Source organism: Leuconostoc garlicum (assembly GCF_001998805.1).
GTDB lineage: Bacteria > Bacillota > Bacilli > Lactobacillales > Lactobacillaceae > Leuconostoc > Leuconostoc lactis.
In genome coordinates this window covers 1,200,488-1,225,102 of record NZ_CP016329.1, presented here as the reverse complement: position 1 = coordinate 1,225,102, position 24,615 = coordinate 1,200,488, and the positions used below count along the sequence as shown (strand labels likewise).

The 24,615-nt window shown below is 44.6% G+C and carries 22 protein-coding genes; 6 read left to right on the top strand and 16 right to left on the bottom strand.

All coding sequences use genetic code 11. From position 1 onward, the window contains the following. The first annotated feature begins 31 nt into the window (after positions 1-31). The gene (locus A9176_RS06240; RefSeq protein ID WP_077282647.1) at positions 32-934 is read left to right on the top strand and encodes an N-acetylmuramoyl-L-alanine amidase; all 903 of its coding nucleotides are present in this window, start codon (positions 32-34) and stop codon (positions 932-934) included. Beyond that, positions 934-1,233: a hypothetical protein gene (locus A9176_RS06235; RefSeq protein WP_029509328.1), complete on the top strand. Its 300-nt coding sequence runs from the start codon at positions 934-936 to the stop codon at positions 1,231-1,233. The genes A9176_RS06240 and A9176_RS06235 overlap by 1 nt, the downstream gene beginning before the upstream one ends. Positions 1,234-1,290: 57 nt before the next feature. Here A9176_RS06235 and A9176_RS06230 read toward each other — a convergent pair whose 3' ends face one another. The 3 genes from A9176_RS06230 to thrC form a co-directional block, all read right to left on the bottom strand. After that, on the bottom strand, positions 1,291-1,824 hold the full coding sequence (locus A9176_RS06230; RefSeq protein ID WP_077282645.1) for a 5-formyltetrahydrofolate cyclo-ligase: 534 nt from the start codon (positions 1,822-1,824) through the stop codon (positions 1,291-1,293). Between the two features lie 43 nt (positions 1,825-1,867). Continuing rightward, positions 1,868-3,100: a serine hydroxymethyltransferase gene (gene glyA / locus A9176_RS06225; protein ID WP_010003658.1), complete on the bottom strand. Its 1,233-nt coding sequence runs from the start codon at positions 3,098-3,100 to the stop codon at positions 1,868-1,870. 112 nt (positions 3,101-3,212) lie between these two features. Next, on the bottom strand, positions 3,213-4,676 hold the full coding sequence (thrC, locus tag A9176_RS06220; protein ID WP_077282643.1) for a threonine synthase: 1,464 nt from the start codon (positions 4,674-4,676) through the stop codon (positions 3,213-3,215). Between the two features lie 113 nt (positions 4,677-4,789). Between thrC and A9176_RS06215 the strand changes: the two genes are divergently transcribed. The 3 genes from A9176_RS06215 to A9176_RS06205 are packed head-to-tail and all read left to right on the top strand — an operon-like array spanning position 4,790 to position 8,314. Beyond that, a complete protein-coding gene (locus A9176_RS06215) occupies positions 4,790-6,076 on the top strand; it encodes a homoserine dehydrogenase (protein WP_077282641.1) in 1,287 nt (428 codons plus the stop codon). Next, positions 6,073-6,951 (top strand): homoserine kinase, encoded by an 879-nt coding sequence (gene thrB / locus A9176_RS06210; RefSeq protein ID WP_077282639.1) that lies wholly within the window; start codon positions 6,073-6,075, stop codon positions 6,949-6,951. The genes A9176_RS06215 and thrB overlap by 4 nt, the downstream gene beginning before the upstream one ends. A gap of 4 nt (positions 6,952-6,955) precedes the next feature. Then, a complete protein-coding gene (locus tag A9176_RS06205) occupies positions 6,956-8,314 on the top strand; it encodes an aspartate kinase (RefSeq protein WP_077282637.1) in 1,359 nt (452 codons plus the stop codon). A 40-nt stretch (positions 8,315-8,354) separates the two neighbouring features. Here A9176_RS06205 and A9176_RS06200 read toward each other — a convergent pair whose 3' ends face one another. The 10 genes from A9176_RS06200 to A9176_RS06155 all read right to left on the bottom strand — a co-directional run bounded on the left by A9176_RS06200 (position 8,355) and on the right by A9176_RS06155 (position 22,018). Then, positions 8,355-10,904, bottom strand: coding sequence for a M1 family metallopeptidase (locus A9176_RS06200; RefSeq protein WP_077282635.1), 2,550 nt, complete (start codon positions 10,902-10,904; stop codon positions 8,355-8,357). An 83-nt stretch (positions 10,905-10,987) separates the two neighbouring features. Beyond that, complete coding sequence (locus tag A9176_RS06195) at positions 10,988-11,956, bottom strand: asparaginase (RefSeq protein ID WP_278320901.1); 969 nt, start codon at positions 11,954-11,956, stop codon at positions 10,988-10,990. Then, positions 11,953-12,744 carry a DNA repair protein RecO gene (recO, locus tag A9176_RS06190; protein WP_068849936.1) on the bottom strand — a complete coding sequence of 264 codons (792 nt, stop codon included), beginning with the start codon at positions 12,742-12,744 and terminating at the stop codon, positions 11,953-11,955. Before recO ends, A9176_RS06195 begins: the two co-directional genes overlap by 4 nt. Before the next feature lie 44 nt (positions 12,745-12,788). After that, complete coding sequence (gene era, locus A9176_RS06185; RefSeq protein ID WP_055307985.1) at positions 12,789-13,700, bottom strand: GTPase Era; 912 nt, start codon at positions 13,698-13,700, stop codon at positions 12,789-12,791. 113 nt (positions 13,701-13,813) lie between these two features. Next, the gene (locus A9176_RS06180; RefSeq protein ID WP_077283259.1) at positions 13,814-14,287 is read right to left on the bottom strand and encodes a diacylglycerol kinase family protein; all 474 of its coding nucleotides are present in this window, start codon (positions 14,285-14,287) and stop codon (positions 13,814-13,816) included. Further along, positions 14,271-14,744: an rRNA maturation RNase YbeY gene (gene ybeY / locus A9176_RS06175; RefSeq protein ID WP_029509318.1), complete on the bottom strand. Its 474-nt coding sequence runs from the start codon at positions 14,742-14,744 to the stop codon at positions 14,271-14,273. Before ybeY ends, A9176_RS06180 begins: the two co-directional genes overlap by 17 nt. After that, entirely contained in the window at positions 14,725-15,735 is a 1,011-nt protein-coding gene (locus tag A9176_RS06170) for a PhoH family protein (RefSeq protein WP_077282633.1), read from the bottom strand. Before A9176_RS06170 ends, ybeY begins: the two co-directional genes overlap by 20 nt. A 62-nt stretch (positions 15,736-15,797) precedes the next feature. Next, a complete protein-coding gene (locus tag A9176_RS06165; RefSeq protein ID WP_077282631.1) occupies positions 15,798-16,994 on the bottom strand; it encodes an ammonium transporter in 1,197 nt (398 codons plus the stop codon). Positions 16,995-17,146: 152 nt separating this feature from the next. Then, positions 17,147-18,568, bottom strand: coding sequence for a pyruvate kinase (gene pyk, locus A9176_RS06160; RefSeq protein WP_010002699.1), 1,422 nt, complete (start codon positions 18,566-18,568; stop codon positions 17,147-17,149). Positions 18,569-18,664: 96 nt separating this feature from the next. Beyond that, positions 18,665-22,018 (bottom strand): DNA polymerase III subunit alpha, encoded by a 3,354-nt coding sequence (locus A9176_RS06155; protein WP_077282629.1) that lies wholly within the window; start codon positions 22,016-22,018, stop codon positions 18,665-18,667. A 127-nt stretch (positions 22,019-22,145) separates the two neighbouring features. On the opposite strand from A9176_RS06155, the gene A9176_RS06150 reads away from it, so the two are divergent. Further along, positions 22,146-22,343 (top strand): DUF2929 family protein, encoded by a 198-nt coding sequence (locus A9176_RS06150; RefSeq protein WP_077282627.1) that lies wholly within the window; start codon positions 22,146-22,148, stop codon positions 22,341-22,343. A gap of 29 nt (positions 22,344-22,372) precedes the next feature. Here the strand turns inward: A9176_RS06150 and A9176_RS06145 are convergent, their stop codons facing one another. The 3 genes from A9176_RS06145 to A9176_RS06135 are packed head-to-tail and all read right to left on the bottom strand — an operon-like array spanning position 22,373 to position 24,608. Next, a complete protein-coding gene (locus A9176_RS06145) occupies positions 22,373-23,260 on the bottom strand; it encodes a type I 3-dehydroquinate dehydratase (protein WP_029509312.1) in 888 nt (295 codons plus the stop codon). Continuing rightward, positions 23,257-23,811 (bottom strand): hypothetical protein, encoded by a 555-nt coding sequence (locus A9176_RS06140; RefSeq protein ID WP_029509311.1) that lies wholly within the window; start codon positions 23,809-23,811, stop codon positions 23,257-23,259. Before A9176_RS06140 ends, A9176_RS06145 begins: the two co-directional genes overlap by 4 nt. Beyond that, positions 23,808-24,608, bottom strand: coding sequence for a shikimate kinase (locus A9176_RS06135; RefSeq protein ID WP_077282625.1), 801 nt, complete (start codon positions 24,606-24,608; stop codon positions 23,808-23,810). The genes A9176_RS06140 and A9176_RS06135 overlap by 4 nt, the downstream gene beginning before the upstream one ends. Positions 24,609-24,615: the final 7 nt, after the last annotated feature.

Below are 24,615 nucleotides of genomic sequence, written 5' to 3'. Positions count from 1 at the left end.
CATGAATAACAATCGCTTGAGTAGGTAAAACATGATAAAAAAATGGTTATTAAGCAATCTCATCGGCGTGAGTATTAGCGTCTTCGTCTTAATGACAACTTTTGGATTAGTTTACTCGCTCGCCAATAAAGACAAAATCTCAACCGGGCCAGACAACGTGCAATTGCGTTCGGGGCCTGGCTTACAGTACCGATCACTGGCGACCTTAAAACGTGGCACCGACTTAATTGTCTTAAAAGATGATCAAGGTTGGTATCAAGTACGGCACGCTGATAATGAAAAAGTTGGTTGGGTGGCGAGTTGGGTGGCTAAATCGCATACCTTACGGCACGCCACACCGATAAGTGAAGCCACGATTGTTTTAGACCCTGGGCATGGTGGTAACCCAAATAAGCGTTATAATGGTTTGTCTGGTGACAATGGCTCATCATCAGCCGATGGTAAGTATCACGAAAAGACGTATACCTTACGTACGGCACGTCAAGTACGTGATGCGTTGGCCCCAACGGGTGCGCGTGTCTTAATGACGCGTGATTCAGATGTGCTAGTCCCCTTATTAGACATTCCAAAGCTCGCGACCAAGTACCGTGCTGATGCGCAAATCTCCTTTCACTTCGATCACGCTGGGGATGAGAACAGCGCAACTGATGCCACCGGTATTACCCAATACTATTATCAAGAAAATGGCCAAGCCCTAACCTCAGCACTGCATAACGCTTTAAATAGCTTACCCATGACTGATCGTGGGATGGACACCGCCAAATATGTGGTCTTAAATCGCGCTTCGCAGCCAGCCACATTACTTGAATTAGGTTACATCAACAATCCCTCGGATTTCAAAAAGATTCAATCAACACGTTACCAAAAACAAATTGCCAATGCGATTACCAAGGGACTCACAACGTATTTTGACAATGAAGCAGGAAAGAAATAATGGCATTTTTTAAAAAGACAAAACAAGCATTAAGCGCAAATATTGCGAACCAAACAACAGAACAAGTCGAAGAACATTTAGACGGGATGATTGTCCAGCCCTTTGCTTACCGGAAATTATTGATTATTTACCGGATTGAACAATATCCAAGTACGAATAATCACATTGATAACAAAATTTTGACCTTTGAAACCAAAGAACCTTTGTCAGAACGCCGTTATCATGAAATTATTGACCGGTTAAAAAATGACGAGAGTGATCGCATTTCAATCGTCAATATTTTACCCCTCGTCGACTAAAACGTCACATAAAAACCACGCTAACCTATTTCAGCGTGGTTTTTTTATGTGTTTAACTTAACGTGTCAACACTTGGTCGATAACTTGATCATGGGGTTCTAATGGCAACGTCTCAAGTAATTGCGGGGTTAAGGCCAGCGCAATGGTTTGGCCCGTATAAGTCGACAAAAATCGATCGTAATAACCCGCGCCAAAACCTAAACGGCCGCCTTGTTTCGTGTAAGCTAAGCCAGGGACAATCACCAGATCAATGTTTTCTGGTGGATACACTGTGTTTTCCTCTGGCTCTTGAATGTTTAACGCGCCTGCCGTAAATGCCGTTTGCGGCGTAATCGCAACAAACTGCATCTGTTTCGCCACAATCTTTGGTACCACAACTTGTTTCCCATTGGCCCAAGCTTGGGCAATAATTGGCTGTGTGTTCAGTTCCATAGGTGTACTGAGCACCACGGCAATGGTTTTTGCTGCGGCCCATTGCGCCGTATTAAATAGTTTAGCTCGTAACGCAGTCTCTTCGGTTAAACGGTCCGGTCCTTGATAAGCTTGTAGTTTTTGCTTTTGTACTTGTCGCAAATCACGTTTTGTGTGCATGTTATCTCCCCCAATAAAAAAGTCGGCCTAGGCCGACTTGCCATTATTCAAATAAGTGTGTCATGGCCAAAATTTCGGCTTCTTTTTTCACTTCTTTTAATACCTTTGGATCATCATAATTGTGAATGGCTGTCACAATTAATTCAGCCACACGGCGGGCATCAGCTTCTTTGAAACCACGCGTTGTGATAGCAGGTGTCCCAATACGAATACCAGAAGTGATGAATGGGCTGAGTGTTTCATTTGGCAAGGCTTCTTTATTGGTTGTGATTGACACAGAATCCAATAATTCTTGCGTTTGCTTACCATTCAAGCCAGTCTTCGTCAGGTCTAAGTTAAACAAATGGTTATCCGTACCACCGGCCACTACGCGAATATCTTCAGTTTCTGAGAATACTTCTGCCATGGCTTGGGCGTTCTTGATAATTTGTGCGGCATAAGTCTTGAATTCAGGTTGCAACGCTTCCCCAAAGGCAATCGCCTTTCCTGCAATCACGTGTTCCAATGGCCCACCTTGTGAACCAGGGAAAATTGCTGAGTTCAATTGCTTAGCATACTTTTCTTGTGACAAAATGACACCACCACGTGGACCACGCAATGTCTTGTGCGTTGTTGACGTCACAACATCCGCAATGCCAACTGGATTTGGATGCAAACCAGCAGCTACAAGGCCGGCAATGTGAGCCATATCAACCATCAAGTAAGCACCAACTTCGTCCGCAATCGCGCGGAACTTGTCAAAGTCAATAATACGTGAATAAGCTGACGCCCCAGCAACAATCATTTGTGGTTGCACTTCACGTGCTTGTTGCGCAATGGCTTCATAATCTAATTGTTCTGTTTCAGGGTCCAAACCATAAGTAAATGATTCGTACATTTTACCAGAGAATGATACTTTCGCACCATGTGTCAAATGTCCACCGGCATCCAAATCCATCCCCAGAATACGGTCCCCAGGCTTTAAGAACGCCATGTAAGCCGCAGCATTTGCTTGTGAACCAGAATGGGGTTGCACATTGGCATATTCAGCGCCAAAGAGCGCCTTCAAACGATCAATCGCAAGTTGTTCAATCACATCGACATACTCTGTACCACCGTAGTAACGCTTGTAGGGATAACCCTCAGCATACTTGTTCGTTAATACAGAACCTTGCGCTGCTCGGACACCTTTTGAGGCAAAGTTTTCCGATGCAATCAATTCAATCGTGCGGTTTTGGCGGGCACCTTCTTGTTGAATGGCGCTCCACACTTCAGGGTCACGTTCTTTAAATGACATGATGTTCTCCTAATACGTTAATGACTTAATTATAACGTATTGAACCATTTTTTTCTTTCTAATTATCCGTATAATAACGAATTATTTATCATATTTAATTAAAATGTTCGTTTTATAACAATTCTTGGCGGAACGTCTTTTCAATTTGCGCGGGTGTAATCACCTGACGATGCAAAATTGGTTGTGCAAATAACGTCTCGACCGCTGTCGGAATGGTTGTTTGCGTGAGTTGGGCTAATTGGGCCAAACCTTGATAACCTGTTTCAGCTTGCGCACCTAATGCCGTCAACACCGTATCCGCAAACTTATACGGACTCGCCGTCGCTGCTAGCAAAGTTGGGCCACTAATCGCTTGTTCTGACAAGACAAAACGGCCAACAGCCGTATGTGGATCAATGGTGTACTGCGTCTGATCAAATACGGCTTGAATTGTCTTTGTCACCTGTTCTTGCGTGGCAAAGCCAGCCGTAAATTGGCTGAGTTGACGACGCGTTTCCGGCGTAACCTCATAGGCGCCCTTGTCAGCGAGGTCTTGCATATAACGTTTCACTTCGGCAGTGTTACGACCGCTGGCAAAATACAGCAAGCGTTCCAAGTTACTTGACACCAAAATGTCCATTGCTGGCGCGTTGGTGACCTTGAATGCGCGTTGTCGATCATAACGACCCGTCTGGAAAAAGTCAGTTAGCACATGATTTTCATTTGACGCGACGACAAATTGTCGTACAGGTAACCCAATTTGACTGGCATAATAAGCAGCCAACACATTCCCAAAATTACCGGTTGGGACAACAATTGTGACCGGTTCACCGGCCTGCACTTGACCTTGGTTAACTAATTGTGCATAGGCATGAATGTAATAAACAATTTGTGGGACCAAGCGCCCAATATTAATTGAGTTAGCCGATGAAAAACGTTGATGATGAGCAGCTAAATCAGCTACTAAGTCTTTTTCAGACAACAACGACTTCACTGCTTTTTGGGCATCATCAAAATTACCCGTAATGGCAATCACATGAGCATTCTTGGCCGCTTCAGTTTGCATTTGTTGTCGCTGCATCTCACTCACACCCACTTCAGGGTAAAAGACGACAATCTCTGTTTGCGGGACATCACCAAAGCCGCGCATCGCTGCCGTGCCCGTGTCTCCAGACGTGGCCGTTAAAATAACCATCGTGTCCGTAATCTGCTGCTTTTTGGCAGCGGCGGTCATCAAATGCGGCAACGCTTGTAAAGCCACATCTTTAAAGGCCAATGTTGGGCCGTTAAACAGCTCCATATACGTGAGTTGATCTTCTTGGTGATACGTGACAACGTCACGCTGCGCCCACTGGTTCCCATAAGCTTTCGTAATAATATGATCGATTTCAGCCACACTAAAATCATCAAAAAAACCATCAAAAATTTGTGTGGCAATTTCTTGATACGTCTGACTTTTTAATTTTTCCCAATCCAATGTCAAGGCTGGCCACACTTCAGGGACATAGAGCCCACCATCTGGCGCAATACCGTTTAAAATGGCTTGGCTGGCGGTCACCTTTGGTGCTTCACCACGTGTTGAAACATAATTAAGCATACATGATTTCCTTTAATATTGAGTCATTAAGTTAGATTATAACAAATAACTTCTAATTCTTGAAGAAAAATGATAGAATTGTCATAATAATGAACGAAACAAAGGATGATTTTATGGAAATTGGAATTGGCCTCTTTGGCTTAGGCACAGTCGGCAGTGGCGTGGTGAAAATCCTCCAAGAAAATGCCGAACAAATTACAAAACGTACCGGTGCTCGCCTTGTCGTGAAGCAAGCTGTCGTGCGTAATTTAGCAAAGCAACGGACTGGTTTTCACCAGAATTTTCCAACCACCGATGACCCCAATGACATTTTGGCAAATCCAGCAATTCAAATTGTCGTGGAGGTCATGGGTTCAATTGATCAAGCCTACACGATTATCAAACAAGCCCTGACTGCAAAAAAGCATGTGGTTACAGCCAACAAAGACTTGATTGCCAGTCGCGGTCAAGAACTCGTCGCCATTGCGGAAGCAAATGGCGTTGATTTGTTTTTTGAAGCGGCAGTTGCCGGCGGTATTCCAATCCTCCGTACCCTGTCAACGAGTTTTACGGCGGATGAAATTTCGCGTGTTGCCGGTATTATTAATGGCACCAGTAACTTCATCTTAACGCAGATGGCAACCAATCAGTTATCTTATCACGCAGCTTTGCAGTTAGCCCAGGAAAAAGGTTTTGCGGAATCTGATCCAACCAATGACGTCGATGGTTTTGATGCCGCCTACAAACTCATCATTTTGGCTAATTTTGCGTTCGGTGTCCAACCCGTGATGTCTGATTTAACCATTCAGGGCATTACGGGTATAACTGATGCTGATATTGCGGATGCCAATAGTTTTGGCTATGCCCTTAAATTATTAGGGGTTGCACAACGCGTCGGGGAAACAAAAGATGCCATTAGTATCGAAGTGTCCCCACAATTAGTCCCTTTCACCCATCCGCTCGCCACAGTGAATAATGAAAATAATGCGGTCTTAGTCAATGGTGAGTCTGTTGGTGAAGTCATGCTTTATGGCCCTGGGGCTGGTGAAATGCCAACCGCTAATTCGGTGTTAAGTGACTTAACCAATGTGGCAACTGACCTCGCCTTAAACACGCCTGGTCGTCCCTTTAACTCCTTTAACCAAAACATTGATTTGGCCAAGCCATCACAGCGTATTGCACGCCGGTTCATTGTGATTGAAGTGGATGATACACCAGGTGCGATGTATTCAGTAACCGGCATGTTTGCTGCGGCTAAAATTAGCTTTACCGATCTCAAACAAACCCCTGCTGCTAACGGTACCGCGCGTTTAGTCGCCTTAACCCATCCTGCTAGTGATGCTCAAATCAATCTCATTCGAACGACCATTCGCAATGCCGATGGTATCAATCTCGCTGCGGAGTATAAGTTATTCTCATGATTACAATTAAAGTACCAGCTACTAGCGCAAATATTGGCCCTGGTTTTGACTCACTAGGGATTGCCTTACAAACCTATTTAACCTTAGAAATTCACGAAGAAACCGCTAAATGGGTGGTAGAACACACAATGGGTGCTGCCATTCCCCATGATGCCACGCACTTCATTGTGGCAACTGCTCGCCAATTAGCCCCAGATCTGACACCCCATCGTTTGGTGGTCAAATCAGACATTCCATTAGCACGTGGCCTGGGCTCATCTTCATCGGCCTTACTGGCTGGTTTGGCGATGGCCAATGAATTGGCCAACTTACAGTTAACAGCTGATGACATCTTAACGTATGCGACGAAACTAGAGGGCCATCCAGATAATGTTGCGCCAGCATTATTTGGTGGTGGGGTCGCCGCCTACTTTGACGGCCAACAAGTTTATCATGCCCCAATTCATTTCCCTGAAGACTTGCAATTCGTCACCTATATTCCTGACACGCAATTATTGACGGCCGCAGCGCGGGCTGCGTTGCCCGCCCAATTGGATTTTAAAACCAGTGTGGCAGCTGGTGCGATTGGTAATACCTTGATTGCGGCCCTCAATGCCAATGATTTTGAGACGGCTAAGCAGTTGATTGAAGCCGATAAATTCCACGAATCCGCGCGTCAGCATTTGGTCCCGCATTTGGCACAAATTCGAACGATTGCCCATGACCTCGGGATTGTAGGCACTTACTTGTCCGGCGCAGGCCCAACAGTCATCACTGTAGCACCTGCCCAAGTCGCGCAAAAATTACTAACAGCGCTGAAAGCTGCCGGTTTACCTGGCACCTGCCAACAATTGCAGTTGGATACCACTGGCCTCACTATTCAAAAGGAAGATTAAACCCATGAAAGTTTCTAAATTTGGCGGCTCATCACTCGCTGACGGTCGCCAATTACAACGTGTTTTTGATATTATTCAATCCGATAACGCCCGTAAAGTTGTGGTCGTTTCTGCTCCAGGTAAGCGTTTTAAAGACGATACCAAGGTAACTGATTTACTCCTTGCTTATGCCGAGGGAACAATTGCTGACACCGACACAACAGAGATTGTGCAAACCATTAAAGCCCGTTATCACGCCATCGGCGATTATTTTGACCTTCCTGCTTATGAATTAGCAGACATTGACGAACAAATTGATCATCTTGCCCAAAAACACTACCGTTCATTTGATTATCTTTACGCCGCTTTCGCCGCCCACGGTGAATTTCTCAATGCACAACTCGTCGCCAAAGTCTTCACCCACCTTGGCTTACCAGCCCGCTTCGTTGACCCCAAGGAAATTGGTCTTCGCGTTGATGATCAGGCACGCTCAGCCACTTTCAATCCAAAATCTTACGACACCATCGCGAAACTTGATTTGACCACCAGTGAACGCTTGATTGTGCCAGGATTTTTTGGTTACACAGAAAATGGTGACATGGCAACATTTTCACGTGGTGGTTCTGACATCACTGGTGCCATTATGGCACGCGGTTTGAGTGCTGACTTGTATGAAAACTTTACGGATGTCAGCGCGATCTATGCCGTTAATCCCAACATCATTGATCAACCGGCGGCTATCAAACAAATGACTTATGACGAAATGCGTGAACTGTCTTATGCGGGGTTTGCTGTTTTTCATGATGAAGCCATTATTCCAGCCATTCAGGGTGGCATTCGTATTAACATTAAAAATACCAACGACCCTGACGCGCCTGGTACTTTTATTGTGCCACCAACTGAAGTACAGCAAACAACACCGGTAACTGGTATTGCGAATTCTAATCGTTTTGCCGCCCTCTACCTCCACCGTTATTTGCTCAACAAAGAAGTTGGTTTCACACTACGTATTCTGGAAATTTTAAAGCGGCACAACATTTCATATGAACACATGCCTTCAGGAATTGATGATTTAACCATTATTTTTGATAAAACCCTCCTTTCTCAAGCCCAAATTGATCATATGTTGGCTGACATTGCCGCCGAAATTAAGCCAGACACGCTCAAATGGTTACCAAGTTATGGCATTATTATGATTGTGGGTGAAGGGATGCGTAACCGTATTGGCGCGTTAACTGAAATCGTGGCACCGCTTAAGGATCAAGGCATTAGCTTGCAGATGGTGAACCAAGGCGCCAGTGAAATCTCAATTATGTTAGGTATTCAACCCGATTTAGCTGATCAAGCAGTTAAAGCTATTTATCATAATATTTTCACAGCCTAAAAAAACCACTCACAATGTGAGTGGTTTTTTGTTAGGCAGCTTAAACCTTATCCGCAAGATAAGTCGTTAATGCTTGGCTTAACGGTGCACGTTGGTTATCAACCAACGCCATTTGGTTCGCAATGACAAGCTGGCCCATTTTGATTTCTCGGGTCAAGTTAGGTTGCTGTAATTTCGGCATGAAGAAGGCGTTAAACTCAGTGAGTCGTTGCGCCGTTTGGAAATAGTTAGCTGGGACTCTTACCAAATTGGTATAGTTCATACTACCATTTAATTTGTGATCCAGCCATGACCAATGTTGGCGCACCCAATCCCATACCTGTTGTTGTGCCAACGGATTATGCAAGAGGCCCCCATACCAAATGGCAAAATCTTGCGGCTTAATAATGGCTGGTTGATTCAAGCTCGCAATCAGCGTTTTCAGTGCTGTAGCATCTGTGCTGGCTGGCAAAACAGCCATTAAATCATTTTTAAACCCCGTATCCGTTGTTTGTTGATAAGCTGTAAATAGCTGTTCAAACAACGTACCCGTTGGCTGGGTCGTTAATTGATATGTCAACACCGCACGCCGCATATAAGCTGGCATTTGCGTGAGGTTATCGCGATATTGGGTAAATTGTTGCGTTGCCATCGCCATGGCTTCCGGCAATTGAGCATACAAGGCGGCATCCAATATTAACGGCCGCACTCTGATATCATCATTTGATTCTGTTGGTTGCTCATGCCAACCCAACCGTTGTAAATGTGGTTGCACCAGCTGTCCGACAAACTGCTTAAGCTGCGCTGTGCTTGCAGGATCATCGGCTACCAGACGCTTTAAGTCCGCAATGATTTGATGTACAGCTTGTTGCACTAAAATAGTATTATTTTGTGCCAATTTTCCAAGCATTGGCACCAGTTGCGCATACGATATCACTTGCGCTTTAGCGAGTAATCTGAGATCCGTCAACAGTTGTAATTGTGTCACCGCATCTAACTGGTCACTATGCGCCATTAAATCAGCCAATAATTGGTCGTCATAGTGTATCACGGCATGCACTTGATTGTGCAAATTAAATTGCAACGGACCCCCAGCTTGCGCACGCAATGTGGCATAGTCGCCCACCACCATCTCAGGCGTCGTCAACATCAGGGTGTCCTCTGAAAAATTATTGGTCAATGGCACCTGCCATAATTGCCCTGTTGTGGTATGCTGACCAATGAAAAACTGGCTTTGCTTGACCACAAGTTGCCCATCGTCATTGATAGACGCTGTAATCATGGGATAACCTGGTTGTGACAAATAAGTCGCCATCACACCTGACACATCTTTTCCAGACGCTTGCGACAAAGCACGCCACAAATCGTCACCAGTCGCATTGCCATATTGGTATTGATCAAAGTACTGCTTCAGACCCGCTCGGAATGCTGTTTCACCAATCATGGCTCGTGTCATCACTAACATTCGCGCCCCTTTAGCATACACAATCGCACTATCAAATAAAGTGTTCACTTCATCCGGATGATTAATGGCCACATGCACCGGTTGTACACCGTCAATTGCATCACGATTTAAAGCTAATGAGACGTCATTCATTTGGAACGATTCCCAAATGTGCCATTCTGGCATTAAAGCATCAACAGCAACGTATTCCATCATGTTGGCAAAACTTTCATTTAACCATAAATCATCCCACCATGTCATCGTGACTAAATCACCAAACCATTGATGCGCCAATTCGTGCGCAATGATGGTGGCAACCCGATGTTTCTGCGCCAAAGACGCATTGTCGGGATCTAAAATCAGCGCTGATTCACGATATGTGACCAAGCCCCAGTTTTCCATGGCACCAAATGACAAATCTGGCACGGCAAGTTGTTTGGATTCTGGCAATGGATACGTGGTATCAAAGTAATCTTCATAAAATTCAATACTGCGCTTGGCAATATCCAGCGCAAAACGGAGCGCCGACGGTGTATAAGCATCAGAAGCAAAAACTTGAATTTTTACCCCAGATGCTGTAGTCGTTGTTTGACTAATTAACGCCCCGAAAGCAAAGGCCACCAGATAGGTCGACATCCGTTTGGTCGTGGCAAAATAGTGTACGCCGTCAGCAACGTGCGTTTCTGGCATATTCGCCAAAATGGTTTCGTGCGGTTGCTCGTCATACTTAATCGCCAAATCAAAAGTCGCTTTGGCCGCTGGTTCATCAATCCCTGGAAAGGCCTCACGTGCACCACTGGATTCAAACTGCGTCAACACAATTTGTTTTTTGACACCATTGACCTCATAATCTGCCGGATAGATGCCCATCAACGTGGCGGTTAAGACTGTCTCATAAGTGACAACAATTTGAATATCACCCAAAGGGACGTTAGAAATCATTAACGCATCTTGTTCATCCTGCGTATTAAAGGCCATTGCTTGCCCATTGACGGTAACCGTGTTGATTTTGAGACCACGCTGATGTAACAAAATTTGATTTGTCAGTGCCTGACCAAAAATGGTGGTTTGGCCGCTAATGCGCTGTTTTTGTCGATCAATATCCAGATAAACATCATAATGTTCTGGTATGAATGTTGTCAGAAAATGTTGCAATGGTTTCGTCATCAGATCTCCTTTTGGGTCACTAGTCTTACTTGGTCGTCGTGGTTAAGCAATGGCGTGCGCATCAGCTCACCCGCATTTCAGTATTAAAATTGATGCAAATAGTTTTTCAACGCCACATCGTCCAAGTGATTATCTAAGCCAATCAACAACTTGAGACGTGCTTTTTGACCGTTAATACTTGTGGCAAAGATGGCCCCAGCTTTTTCAAGTTGGACACCACCACCCAAATAGTCATAGACTGGTTCGGCCACACCATTAAAACTCCGTGACACAATCACCACGGGAATGTTGCGTGATAAGAGATAAAGCACCCCATTAGCCGCTTCTTTTGATAAATTCCCGGCGCCCAAGGCTTCAATAATGATCCCATCAATTTTAGCGGCCGCTAACAATTCTAATAGTTGACCGTCCATACCGGCATATGCCTTTAGCACCGGAATATTTTGCTTGACGCTGTTGATTGGCAACACATGGCGTTGTGGCAAATCATAAAAGTAAATAATTTGATGTTTCGTCAATAGCCCCATCGTGCCACTAATTGGTGAGCCAAATGTGGCCACATTGGTCGTATGCGTTTTAGTCACAAAACGCGCGGCATGAATTTCATCGTTCATCACAACCAATACGCCACGGTGCCGTGAATCGTCATGTGCCGCAACCCGCAGTGCAGAATGGTAGTTATATAACCCATCTGACCCAAGTTCATTAGACGAGCGCATTGCCCCAGTCATCACAATTGGGAAATCAACCGCTAACGTACTATCCAAAAAGAATGAGGTTTCTTCTAACGTATCTGTCCCATGGGTAATCACAACCCCATCAAAGGCTTGCTTGGCCGCCAAAATACGTTGTTGCAGTTGCAACATATGCACGGGCCCAATATGCTCACTAGGCAAATTGAAAATATTTTCAACCGTCAGGTCAACGTCTGGTAAGGCCAATTTAACGCCCGTTAAGGGATTTTCAACGCCTGTTTCAACACCACCATTTTCGCCTTCGTGCATTGAAATGGTCCCACCAGTATGGAGGACTAATATTTTTTTAATGGTCATGATGCACCTTCCTTATTCTTTCTGAAATTAACCAATGTATTTTGCCAAGCATGCATTTGCTCGATAAACGTCTTAGCACGTGGCTTTAATCCCACTTGCTTATCATAAATATGATCAATCACCCGCTGAAGCCCGCGTTTGGTAACGGGCGATAGATTGATTTGATTGATTTGCCGCAAATCAATCACACTAAATTGCCGCAAATAAAAAATAGTTTTCTGATCTAACATCAATCGATGTTCGTCTAAATCATAATGTTCTTCAGCTAAAATGCCATTATATTTTTCCGAATAATCAAAACGTCCGGTCACTTGGCCGCTGATTGGGTCGGCGCGCCAATTAGGCGCAACCCCAAGTGGCACGAGTAACTGAATTTCAAAGATATTGGCAATCACTTGCGGATCAAGGCCCGCTTCTAATTTCTGTAAAGCCAGTTCAAACTGATGATACCAACGCGTCAACGGTTCACCCTCTTCAAAACTCTGATCAATCAGACTGGCAATTAAAGCCGCATAAGCATTGGCTTCAATATCATCAATCAATCGTGGATATAAGTTAGCTTGCTGCGCATCATTGATATAACCAAGTCCGGTGTTGCGCTTTGGTAATGCTCCTTCAAACGATAAAATCGTGAACGGCTGCACAGCGGCACTCAACGTCGACTTTGGCTTTTTTGCACCACGTGCCAAAAAAGTTCGCAACCCATCCTTTTCGGTGAGCATACGAACTAATAAATCATGGTCTTTATATTGTCTGGTATATAGCACAATGCCATTAATTACTGCCATTTATCACATTACCAACTACATTAACTGGCAGGTCATCGTCAAGCTTAATAATCTTCTTTACGGTAACCTAGTGTTTGCAAAGCTTGTGGTCGGTCACGCCAGCGTGGTTCAACCTTAACCCATGTTTCCAAGAAAACTTTGTCGCCCATCAAACGTTCAATATCTTTACGGGCGCGCGTGCCGATTTCTTTAATCATCGCCCCTTGCTTACCAATAATAATATTCTTTTGCGTTGGGCGTTCGACAATAATTGACGCTTGAATATGAATTTTATCTTCACTTTCACGCGCGATCTTATCAATCACCACGGCCACTGAATGTGGAATCTCCTGACGTGTCAATTGTAAGACTTTTTCACGAATCAATTCGCCAATGACGAAGCGTTCTGGATGATCTGTTAGTTGATCAGAATCGAAGTATTGTGGCCCTTCTTCAAGGCTTTCAACAATGTTACCCAATAATTCTGGCACATTGTCCCCTTCAGTGGCAGAAATTGGGAAAACTTCCGCCCAAGTTGGGGCGTCTTCTTGATAACTTTGAATGACATCAAGGAGTTCATCTGACGTGACCAAATCAACTTTATTAATCAACAGATAGATTGGTGTGTCTTTTACTTCTTTAAGTCGGCTAATAATAAAATCATCACCGCGACCACGTGGCATTGAGGCATCCACCACAAACCAAATGGCATCTGCTTCATGCAATGCTGAGAAGGCTGACTTCACCATGAAGTCACCTAATGAATTTTGTGGCTTATGCACACCAGGTGTGTCAATGAAGACTACTTGTGCATTATCAGTGGTATAAATCCCTTGGATTTTATTCCGTGTTGTTTGTGCTTTATCTGACATGATGGCGATCTTTTCACCAACGATGCGATTAAGCAATGTTGACTTACCAACATTTGGTCGGCCAATAATGGCCACGAATCCTGATTTAAATGGTGTTTCTGTCATAATATTTTGCGACGCCTAGGTCGACTTTCTCCCCTATTGATAGTGATAGCTCGATTACCACTGGCAATCCAAGCACAGTAGGTACCTTATCGATACCACATATTAATGTTACCTTATTTAAAATTATGTAGCAAATCAGAAAAATTAGTCACAATGCCGAATTGACGCCAAACATAAGGCTGAAAAATCAGCAATAAAATGATAATTTCAACGCCGACTGCCACTAAGACTGCCCCCGCAGCGACATCCTTGGCCAGTTTTGCCAACGGATGATACTTTTTTTCCACGACGAGGTCCACAACGGCTTCAATAATCGTGTTCAAAAATTCACTGAAAATCACAATAAACACAGCTATTGTGACCCAAAGCCAGTCTGATCGATACAAGCCATAATGCAAGCCAGCAACTAAAATCAGAAAAGCTAACAAAATATGGATACGCATGTTGCGTTCGCGCACCAAGATCAACCAAATCCCGTTCAACGAGTTACGCATTGCTCGGAAAAAATTACGATTACGCGTTGTTTGCCGCTTTTCTGATGCTGGTTCACCGATTAATTTTGTCTGTTTATTATCTCTTGAGGCCATAATCATCCAAAATCTTCCGCTGCAAATCAAACATTTCCTTTTCTTCTGCATCGCCTAACATATGGTCATAGCCATTTAGATGCAAAAAGCCATGTACGACCAAGAAGCCAAGCTCACGTTCATAGCTGTGACCCAGGTACTCTGCTTGCGTAGCGATGACATCCACAGAGACAATGATATCCCCAATGTTTTTAGCAATGTCATCCACCGCAGCAATTTGTTCAAACACGTCATCGCCTTCTTCGATGGCAAAACTAATGACATCAGTGGGTTTGTCCACGCCACGATATTCGCGATTATAACGTTGAATGTCATCATTATTGACAAACGTAATCGACATTTCTGTATCATCTGGTAAAGCTAATGCTTGGCCAGCAAAATCAATCACCGACGTCACGAGGTCGTGGTGATAACGACTAATACCAGCTTGTGTTTGATCAATGATCGCTAGATCCATGTGAGGATGGCTCCTTTTCATTCGTGTATTGTGCAGCTTCTGCGGCCTCGTAGGCATTAACAATCAATCCAACGACTGGATGTCGCACCACATCTGCGCTACTAAAGTTAATAAAGGCAATCCGATTCACTGATTGCAAAATCTTTTGCGCCGTAATCAAACCAGACTTAGCCCCACGTGGTAAATCGATTTGTGAGATATCACCGTTGACAATCATTTTTGAGCCAAAGCCCAAACGTGTCAAAAACATTTTCATCTGTTGATTAGTGGTGTTTTGTGCTTCATCCAAGATGATGAAGGCATCGTCTAATGTTCGGCCACGCATATAAGCCAGTGGCGCAATTTCGATGACCCCACGATCCATCAAGCGCTGCGTCTGTTCAGCCCCAATAATGGCATGCATCGCATCATAGATTGGTCGCAAATACGGATCAACCTTCTCTTTCAAATCACCTGGCAAAAAGCCTAGTGACTCACCCGCTTCAACGGCTGGTCGCGTAATAATAATACGCTCAACTTCTCCACGTTTCAGCGCAGAAATCGCCATCACGACGGCAAGATAGGTTTTTCCCGTACCGGCTGGTCCAATCCCAAAAGTCACATCATGCTTGCGAATGGCTTGAATATACTGCCGTTGTCCGAAGTTCTTCACACGAACGGCACGGCCTTTATTATCACGAATCAATGTTTCTGAATATAAATCACCAAAATATTCAAGTGTGCCACGTTGTGCCATCGTGACAGCACTCACGACATCCGCCGGTGAAACGGTAATTTGATGTTTAATCAGTTGCGTTAATTCATGTAAAACAGCTTGCGCAAGTGCCACCTGATCGGCTTCACCCGCAATCGTCATCTGGTCGCCGCGTGCATACAACGTGACATCTAATCCTTCCTCAATGAGACGGATAAGACTATCATTTACCCCAATTAATTTCGTCTGCTGCTCAGCATTCTCGAATTTAAAAATTTGCTGTATTTGTGCTGACAAATTGCAAATCCCCTTTTATATTGTTTCTTTTAATTTTAACACAAAAAACGGGCATTTGCCCGTTATTCCACCGTTAAATCATGCATAATATTGTCATAACCCTGCGCTTCTTCTTCAGGTGTTAGGCGTAATGGCGCGGCGATCACTGCAGTGATTTTTGCCAAAATATAGGTACCAATCGCCGCAAAGGCCACGGTGAACAAAATCGCCACCAACTGCTTCCAAACGAGTGACCAGTCACCGTTCACAGCACCAGCAATGCCGCCAATTGTCTTATCCGCAAACACCCCAGTCAAAATGGCCCCCACTGCACCCCCAATGCCATGAATCCCAAAGGCATCTAGCGTATCATCATAACCAAAACTATTCTTAACAAAAGTAATGCCGCCAAAGCCAATGACACCGGCTAACAAGCCCATCACAACCGCAGCCCAAGGTGCAACGAAACCTGCAGCTGGTGTAATGGCAACTAAACCAGCAACCCCACCACTTGTAATGCCCGACAAGGTAGCGCGGCCATGCATTTTATATTCGGCAAGTCCCCAAGTCAATACACCAGCAGCTGAAGCCAACCACGTGTTAACCAAGGCCAAAACAGCAATACCGTTGGCAGCTAATGCAGAACCTGAGTTAAAGCCGAACCAACCAACCCAAAGCAAGGCCCCACCAATTAGGACGTATGAAGGACGAACTGGTACGTGTTTGTCATTATGACGATGACCAATCATCAAAGCCAATACCAAGCCCGTCACACCACTTGAAATATGAACAACTGTCCCACCAGCAAAGTCAATCGCGCCTAGCTTAGCCAACAAACCAGCGCCCCACACCATGTGTGCCAATGGGGTATAAATAAAAATCAACCATAGCGTTATAAACACAATCATGGCTTTAATGCGGACACGGCCAATCACCGAACCGGTAATGATGGCAGCTGTGATAATTGGAAACATGCCCTGGAATAAGGCAAACGCACCATCTGGAATCGTTAAACTCTTGGTCGAATGGGTAAATGACACCCCTGATAAGAACAAGTGCTTAAAGTTCCCAATGATATCACCCGCGCCACCAAAGGCTAACGAGTAACCAACAGTGAACCAGACCATTGTCGCAATACCAATAATTAAAATTGGTACAAACATCGTGTGCAATAAATTGCGTCGTTCACCCAAGCCACCATAGAAAAGGGCTAAACCTGGCGTCATTAACCAAACCAATGCCGCTGAAATTAACACCCAAGCCAAATCACCTGTATTCATAAAACTGTACTCCTCTTTTAACGTTGCTCTAATCATATCAGCTAGACCAATTGATCGTTTTAATTGTGGTAGGTTTTATGACATTGCTAATTTTTAACCCAAAGCAAAAAAATAGCCGCTAGCGGCTATTTCACTTAAAGCAATTGATTTGATTAAACTGTTTGTACAGTAATCATGTTTGTTGTACCAGATTGTGACATTGGTACACCGGCTGCGATAACAATTGTGTCACCTGAGTTAGCCAAACCTTGTTCCTTAACAGCTGTCTTAGCCAATGCAATCATTTCATCGATTGTTGCAGGGGCTTCGTAAACAACTGGCAAGACACCGTAGTTCAAAGTCAAACCACGTTGTACACGTTCTGAATAAGTCACGGCCAAAATGTTAACTTCTGGACGGTACTTTGATACCATACGTGCTGTGTAACCTGAGTTTGTTGACACAACGATTGCCTTAGCGTTTACGCTGTGGGCAATACGTGATACAGCTGAAGCAACAGCTTCAGTTGAATCAGTTTCATCAAAGTGAAGATCTTGATGACGACCGTAGTAAGGCAATGATGATTCAGCCTTTTCATCGATAGCAGCCATTGTTGCAACGGCTTCAACTGGGTATTCACCGTTAGCTGATTCACCTGACAACATTGTGGCATCAGTACCATCGAAGACAGCGTTGGCAACGTCGGAAGCTTCGGCACGTGTTGGACGTGGGTTTTCTTCCATTGAGTCAAGCATTTGTGTCGCAGTGATAACTGGCAAACCAGCCAAGTTCATCTTGCGGATCATTTCCTTTTGTACCAAAGGCACGTTTTCGGCTGGAATTTCAACACCCATGTCACCACGTGGCACCATCAAACCATCAGAAACAGCAATAATAGCATCAAGGTTATCGATACCTTCTTGTGATTCGATCTTAGGCACGATTTGCACGTGTTCCATGTTCTTTTCCTTCAACAGCTCACGAATTTCGAGCACGTCTTCAGGCTTACGAACAAATGATGCGGCAATATAGTTGATACCGTGGTCCAAACCAAAGCGGATGTCATCAGCATCCTTTTCAGTGATACCAGGCAAGTTGATTGAAACACCAGGTGCGTTAACACCCTTACGTGATCCCAAGATACCATCATTGTCAACACGAACAACAAGTTCACGGTTGGCAACATCCTTTTCAAGAACAGTTGTGCCAAGCAAACCATCATCAAATAAGACTTGTCCACCCACTTGCACGTCATCAAACAAACCTGCGTAGGTTACGGCAATTTTTTCCTTTGTACCTTCAAGGTTTTCGTCCATTGAGATACGCAAAACGTCGCCTGTTTGGAATTCAATCTTACCATCGACTTGCTTTGTTGTACGGATTTCAGCACCCTTTGTGTCCAACAAGATACCGACTGTCTTACCTGTGATCTTTTCAGCTTCATGAACAGCATTCATGCGGCCCAAGTGTTCTTCGTGATCACCGTGTGAGAAGTTGAAGCGGAATACGTTGGCACCCGCTTGGATCAACTTGACGATTGTTTCGACATCAGATGATGACGGACCAAGTGTTGAGACGATTTTCGTCTTTTTCATGGTTAAATATGCTCCTTAGTTATCTTGGTTGTTGCTTGTGCAACACTACCCAAGCTCTATTTTATACATTCTTAGGTGTTTATACAAGCCATAATATTAATGACTTCGTCGAAAGACCACATTGTCATTTCCCAGCAATGGCGCCAGTTCACGCATGATAGCGGTTTCATCACTTAACCAAAATGCCGGTGCTAATTGTTGATTTTTTTGGTCATTTTGCCAATGAATCACGACGGGATTATTACCATGATACTTTTTCAAAACGGCAATAACGTCACGGCGATTTTCTTGCGTATCATGTGCGGTATCAAACTGCAAAAACCACGTCCCTTTTTGTTGTGATTGGGTTAAATCCGGAGCCAAACTCAAGTGATCGGCCACCACTGAAATTTTCCCATTATAGTGATCCACACGGCCCGTGAATTGGATGATGGCGCCAACCTTTAGGTCAGCTTTCACTTTGTCATAAAGTTGATGGAAAACGGTCACACTAGTTGTGCCCGTCGCATCTGATACTGTGACAAAAGCCATTTCTTCACCCTTTTTGGTACGGGTTGTGCGCACTTGGTCAATGAGGGCAATAACGGTCACCGGTTGCTTTTTATCAGTCTTTTCAGTCAAATCAGCAATCTCTTGGTAATTGTGATCAGCAATTAAGCTGGCATACCCATCCAGTGGATAGCCCGATAAATTCACCCCAATCGCCTCTTTTTCATAGGCTAACTTCTCCGTCAAATCCCAATCCGGCACTTTCTTAATTTTGGTTTCGTTTAAAATTAAGTCGCCAAAGCTAGCCGCTTCAATCAAATCATCTAAAGCGGTAACAAGTTCCATCCGATTGTAGCCGAATGTATCTAAAGCTCCCGCATAAACTAGCTGACGCAGCGTGTCCCGTTTTCTAAACTTTTCTGGTAGACGCCGCACAAAGGATTGAATTGATTGGAACGGGCCATTAGCTGTCCGTTCAGCCAAGACAGCAGCCACAAAATCAGTTCGCAAACCTCGGATATTATTAAGTCCCATTTGCAAGACGCCTTGATTAACTGTCCAAAAACGTTGTGACTGATTGATGTGCGGTGCTGCTACTTGCAATTGACGCGCCTTAGCTTCCGCAACATACAGCCGCACCTTTTCCGGTGACCCTAAATTGGCATTTAACACAGCAGTAAAAAATGCCGCTGGATAATGGGCTTTCATATAAGCCAATTGGAAAGACAACTTACTATACGCCACCGCATGCGAGCGATTAAAGCCATAGTTTGCAAATTCATCAATATAAGCAAAAATTTGGGCCGCTTCTTGGCGATCATGTCCCAAGGCTACTGCCCCATTAATAAACTTTTCTTGCATCGCCGCCATTTGCGTCGGCTTCTTTTTTGACATGGCACTACGCAACACGTCCGCTTCCCCAAGCGTCAAACCAGCATAAGCTTCAGCAACCAACATGACTTGCTCTTGATACACAATAATGCCAAATGTTGGCGCTAGAATAGTTTTCAAGCTGGCGTCAGGCACCGTCACGGGTTCAAGACCATGCCGCCGTTTGATAAAGCTTTCAATGTTACGGCTGGGCCCTGGCCGGTAAAGCGAATTAACCGCCACAATATGTTCAAAGGTGGCCGGTTGCAATTGCCGCAAGACATGTTTAATGCCTGCCGATTCAAATTGAAAGATCCCATTGGTATCGCCTTTAACATACAAAGCAAGTGTTGCCGCATCATCCAATGGCACACGGCTAATATCAAAGTGCTCTGGCAATTGCTGCCGTGCTTCATATAAAGTTTGTGCCAAAATGGATAAGTTTGATAACCCTAGGACATCAATTTTTAGCAGTCCTAACGCCTCAACCGTATCCTTTTCAAACTGCGTCAATAAGCGCTCGTCAGTCCCTGACTGCACCGGCAATGTGTGCACCAGTGTATCGGCACTTAACACGACACCCGCTGCGTGCGTCGAATAGTTTCGTGGCAACCCTTCGATTTGTTGGGCAACCTTTAGCAGTAATTGCCCGTCATCAAGTTCTGACAAGACCTTTTGGAGCCCATCACCTGCTTGGAGCGCATCTTGAATTGAGACTTTTCGCCCTTGTTTACCTGTTGGCACGGCATTACTAATCCGGCTCATCATTTGCTGCGAGACACCAAACACGCGCGCCGTATCGCGCAGTGCTTGCTTAGCGGCTAACGTGCCAAACGTTAAAATCTGAGCAAAATTACGCTGGCCATACTTGTCATGTAGATATTTCAAAACAACGTCTCGTTTATTATCCGGCCAGTCAATATCAATATCTGGCATTTGGACACGTTCCGCATTCAAAAAACGTTCAAAGAGTAAGCCAAACTGCAGTGGATCCACATCCGTGATGCGCAATGCATACGCTACCAATGACCCAGCAGCTGATCCACGCCCTGCCCCGAGTTGGATATGGTTTTGATAAGCAAAATTCACAATATCCCAAACAATTAAGAAATAATCATTAAAGCCCAACTGATCAATCACTGCCAGCTCATGTGCTAAACGCGCTTGATAACGGGACTGATCGACATGCAAGCCTTGTAATCGCGCTGCCAAACCTTTCTCGGCCAACGTTTTTAAATACGTGCCGGCATCCGGCATACCAGCTGGCAACTGAAACGCCGGTAAAGCAGCTGTCTGACTAAAAGTCAACGTGACTTGACTTCTGGCTACCAAGGCTTCATTGGCCAAAAAGGCCGCCTTTAAGAAATCACTCGTCTGATAGGCGGCCTTGACCTGGTTGTAATCTTGTAAAATTTGGGTGCCTGATTGCTGGGCCAACGCTTTAATGCCCTCTAATTTGACATTGGCATCAATTGACTTTAACACCTGGGTCGTGAACGCATCATCTGCATTCAGATACGCAACGTCATCTAGTGCAATCAATTGTGCTTGGGTTGCCGCTTGGAACTCAGCAAGACGGGTTTGGATTTGTGGCGCCATCTGGGGGTTAATCCCCAAATATAAATGTGCTGGCGCAATATAAGTCGTAAGGGTTTGCCAATATTGCGCCACATCATCGTATGCCGACGCAATGAACTGTGATAATTCACTATCGCCTGGCAAAATCACGTTAATTCCTTCTAAATGCTCTGACAATGCCGCCAACGTTAAATCAGGCGTTTTGGCCGTCATTTTCGCTGACGATAACCACATTAAGTTTTGATAACCGACTTGCGTTTCTGCGATTAAAATCATGGGAAACGTTGTCGCCGTGTTCACTAATCCATTAACTTCCAAAGTTACGCCAAATAACGGCTTAAGATTATTTTCCAAAGCCGTTCGGTAAAACTCGACTGCCCCATACATCACATTGAGATCGGTTAAGGCAATCGCCTCATAGTGCCGTGCTTTCGCTGTTGCAACAATTTGAGGAATCGTGTTAGGATTTTTTAGTAAGCTATAGGCGCTTAAAATTTGTAACGGTGCGTACATTAGCCCTCCGCATAATTTCGCTTCATGATACGAAACTTTGTTCCCTTTAATTATACACGAAAATCGTGAAAAAAGGTTGCGCTTTTCAGGAATAAGCGTATGATAGTTCTGTAAAGAGGTGAAAAGTATGAAATTCATTACTGTTGCTTTTTGGTCTGCTGTATTTGGCGAAATTTTGGGTTACATTGTGTCTCAATTAACTGGTGGTACTTATTCATTTGTTGGTGCTGCCGTTTTGGCCATTATTGTTGGCGAAATTGCGATCATTGCAATCCCTGCAATTTCAGGCTCAGCCGCATCAAAAGCTATCATTCATAAAAAATAAAAAATCGCGCAAATTATTGCGCGATTTTTTTATTTGGCTTGCCAAGCTGCTCTTAATTCACTTATTGTGAGTTGTCCTGGTGCACTTACAGGTTGGCCATCTAAGACCGCAAAGGTCATTTCTGAGCCATATTGATACCCTTCAATCCGTGACCGCTGTCCCAATAGCCCCATGCTAATGGTGATGAGCGGCTGCGCAATTTGTGCGGCTTGTGTGGCTAGCAATAACCGCTCAACATCCGCTTCATCATGTGGTGTCACCGCAAGTTTCACAATATCAGCACCCGTTGCCGCCAAATCAGCTAAATAAACCGGCACATCTGGTGTCTCATTTAAGTCATGATACGACATGATAACGGGCACACCAACTGCACGCGCGGCCGCCATGATTTTATCACGGAATTCGGCAGCTAACGTATATTCCACATCAACAGCGGCAAAATGATAACCCGATTTTAACGCATTGACCATGAACAACGTATATTCAAGTGGTGACATTTCGCCCCGACCACCTTGTGCTTGCGTGCGATACGTCAAAATAATGGGAAAGTCGCCAATCGTCTCAAACACTGACCCCGTCAGTTCTTTAATGATTTGTTGGTTCATAATCGGCCAATTCGCCTTAAATTCCTGCTGGGCTTGGTCGATTTCTGCTAACATTTTAGCTTCCGTCATCGCGGAAACATCTTTTTGCGCTAACGCTGCTTGCGCCCCTGCTTTCACCTGTTGCCACATCACCGCTTCACTAAAATCATCCGCAATATAGTCGGCACGCCATTCCACTACGTCTGGCTTTTGGGCTTGGAGTTGCTGGGCAAACGGTGTCAATTTATCAGTTGGTCCAAGCATTAATGGCACAGCGATAACTGGCTTACCAGTTGGGCTTTCAGGAAGGTGTAATTGTTCTCGTAATGTCATTTGATTTGATAGACAACCCAGACCATTTGTGGACTTAATCGTTGTCGCACCTGGTACTTTGGGTCTTCACTTTCTGGTAATTTTAAGAATTGTGCTTCTGATATAATTGTAAACCGATTTTGGTCATTTATAAAGGCTGACATGGCGACAGGCTTACTGGGGGCAAAAATCACCGAGGGTCCCCAGGCATTATCTAAGCTATTAGCGCGTAAATATTGGGCCAATAACCCCTCAGTTGCGGCATGGATGACAGCCACATTGCGTGCATAAGCGGTATTTTCAACCACAACAAGCGTCATCAAAGGCCGAGCAAACGTGGCCACAATGGTTGCCTTTTCCCAAGCCAAATAGTTAAAATTTGCCCAATCCAACGCTGGCAATTGATGCGATTTAAACGCTGCTGGCACGAGAATTTGATCGCCGGCATAATCGTCTAAATGTGTTAAAATACTTTCAAAATCTTGATGTAAAACCAACGTCTGGTCGGTAATGTAATCTTTTGCTGCCTGTTCTGAGTCGGTTCCGACAGGCCCTAACGTGTGTAGTTTCATCGCTTTAACTGCTTATTTTCTTTATTAATCGCTGAATTTGTCAGGATGGTCATAATTTGATCAATCATGTCATCTGAGATATCAGCCGATTGCGCAAAATCATATTTCAATAAATCACGCATCTGTTGCATGCGCGCTGTTTGTACGGTAGCCATGCCAAATTTTTCCTTGTACTCGGCTACGGCCCCAACAATTTGCATCCGTTTTTCAATCATTTGAAAAATTTGACGGTCAAGCGCATCAATTTCCGAGCGTAATTGTAACAAATCTAATTCATCTTCCGGCGTACTAAATAACGCGATAATTTCTGCTGCCAATCGTTCAGGCGTTTTACCAACCGTTTCCACTGTGACATGTGCCACACTACGATATAACGGATCCCGTAATTGCCATAACTGAAAAAATGCTGCGGTTGATTTTTCTTGCAACAACGGCCGTTGGCCTTCGTTCAGCAAACGACTAATCGTACTTTCCAAGTTCCCATGCAGATAAATAATTGTGGCCGATGAGGCTTGCAATATCGCCCGATTCTCCGGCCGCTCAATCACCCCACCACCGGTCGCCACGACACCTTTAAACGTCTGCAAATCTGCTAAAACTTGGGTCTCCAGCGCACGAAAACCCGCCTCGCCTTGACTGGCAAAAATTTCTGGAATCGTTTGGCCAGCGCGGCGTTCAATTTCTGAATCACAATCGATAAAATTGGCTTGGTGTTGGCGGGCAATTTCCTGACCAATCGTCGTTTTGCCGGCGCCCATAAATCCAACCAATAGCAATGTTTCTGGTGCTGTCAACATGATTGTC

What these genes read in the sequence shown, in the direction of transcription:
- A9176_RS06200 (WP_077282635.1), bottom strand. Translation starts at nt 10,904, where the DNA reads ATGACGAAACCATTGCAACATTTTCTGACAACATTCATACCAGAACAT.
- A9176_RS06195 (WP_278320901.1), bottom strand. Translation starts at nt 11,956, where the DNA reads ATGACCATTAAAAAAATATTAGTCCTCCATACTGGTGGGACCATTTCA.
- thrB (WP_077282639.1), top strand. Translation starts at nt 6,073, where the DNA reads ATGATTACAATTAAAGTACCAGCTACTAGCGCAAATATTGGCCCTGGT.
- A9176_RS06155 (WP_077282629.1), bottom strand. Translation starts at nt 22,018, where the DNA reads ATGTACGCACCGTTACAAATTTTAAGCGCCTATAGCTTACTAAAAAAT.
- era (WP_055307985.1), bottom strand. Translation starts at nt 13,700, where the DNA reads ATGACAGAAACACCATTTAAATCAGGATTCGTGGCCATTATTGGCCGA.
- recO (WP_068849936.1), bottom strand. Translation starts at nt 12,744, where the DNA reads ATGGCAGTAATTAATGGCATTGTGCTATATACCAGACAATATAAAGAC.
- A9176_RS06180 (WP_077283259.1), bottom strand. Translation starts at nt 14,287, where the DNA reads ATGGCCTCAAGAGATAATAAACAGACAAAATTAATCGGTGAACCAGCA.
- thrC (WP_077282643.1), bottom strand. Translation starts at nt 4,676, where the DNA reads ATGCTTAATTATGTTTCAACACGTGGTGAAGCACCAAAGGTGACCGCC.
- A9176_RS06235 (WP_029509328.1), top strand. Translation starts at nt 934, where the DNA reads ATGGCATTTTTTAAAAAGACAAAACAAGCATTAAGCGCAAATATTGCG.
- A9176_RS06205 (WP_077282637.1), top strand. Translation starts at nt 6,956, where the DNA reads ATGAAAGTTTCTAAATTTGGCGGCTCATCACTCGCTGACGGTCGCCAA.
- pyk (WP_010002699.1), bottom strand. Translation starts at nt 18,568, where the DNA reads ATGAAAAAGACGAAAATCGTCTCAACACTTGGTCCGTCATCATCTGAT.
- A9176_RS06135 (WP_077282625.1), bottom strand. Translation starts at nt 24,608, where the DNA reads ATGTTGACAGCACCAGAAACATTGCTATTGGTTGGATTTATGGGCGCC.
- A9176_RS06140 (WP_029509311.1), bottom strand. Translation starts at nt 23,811, where the DNA reads ATGAAACTACACACGTTAGGGCCTGTCGGAACCGACTCAGAACAGGCA.
- ybeY (WP_029509318.1), bottom strand. Translation starts at nt 14,744, where the DNA reads ATGGATCTAGCGATCATTGATCAAACACAAGCTGGTATTAGTCGTTAT.
- A9176_RS06150 (WP_077282627.1), top strand. Translation starts at nt 22,146, where the DNA reads ATGAAATTCATTACTGTTGCTTTTTGGTCTGCTGTATTTGGCGAAATT.
- glyA (WP_010003658.1), bottom strand. Translation starts at nt 3,100, where the DNA reads ATGTCATTTAAAGAACGTGACCCTGAAGTGTGGAGCGCCATTCAACAA.
- A9176_RS06230 (WP_077282645.1), bottom strand. Translation starts at nt 1,824, where the DNA reads ATGCACACAAAACGTGATTTGCGACAAGTACAAAAGCAAAAACTACAA.
- A9176_RS06165 (WP_077282631.1), bottom strand. Translation starts at nt 16,994, where the DNA reads ATGAATACAGGTGATTTGGCTTGGGTGTTAATTTCAGCGGCATTGGTT.
- A9176_RS06215 (WP_077282641.1), top strand. Translation starts at nt 4,790, where the DNA reads ATGGAAATTGGAATTGGCCTCTTTGGCTTAGGCACAGTCGGCAGTGGC.
- A9176_RS06145 (WP_029509312.1), bottom strand. Translation starts at nt 23,260, where the DNA reads ATGACATTACGAGAACAATTACACCTTCCTGAAAGCCCAACTGGTAAG.
- A9176_RS06240 (WP_077282647.1), top strand. Translation starts at nt 32, where the DNA reads ATGATAAAAAAATGGTTATTAAGCAATCTCATCGGCGTGAGTATTAGC.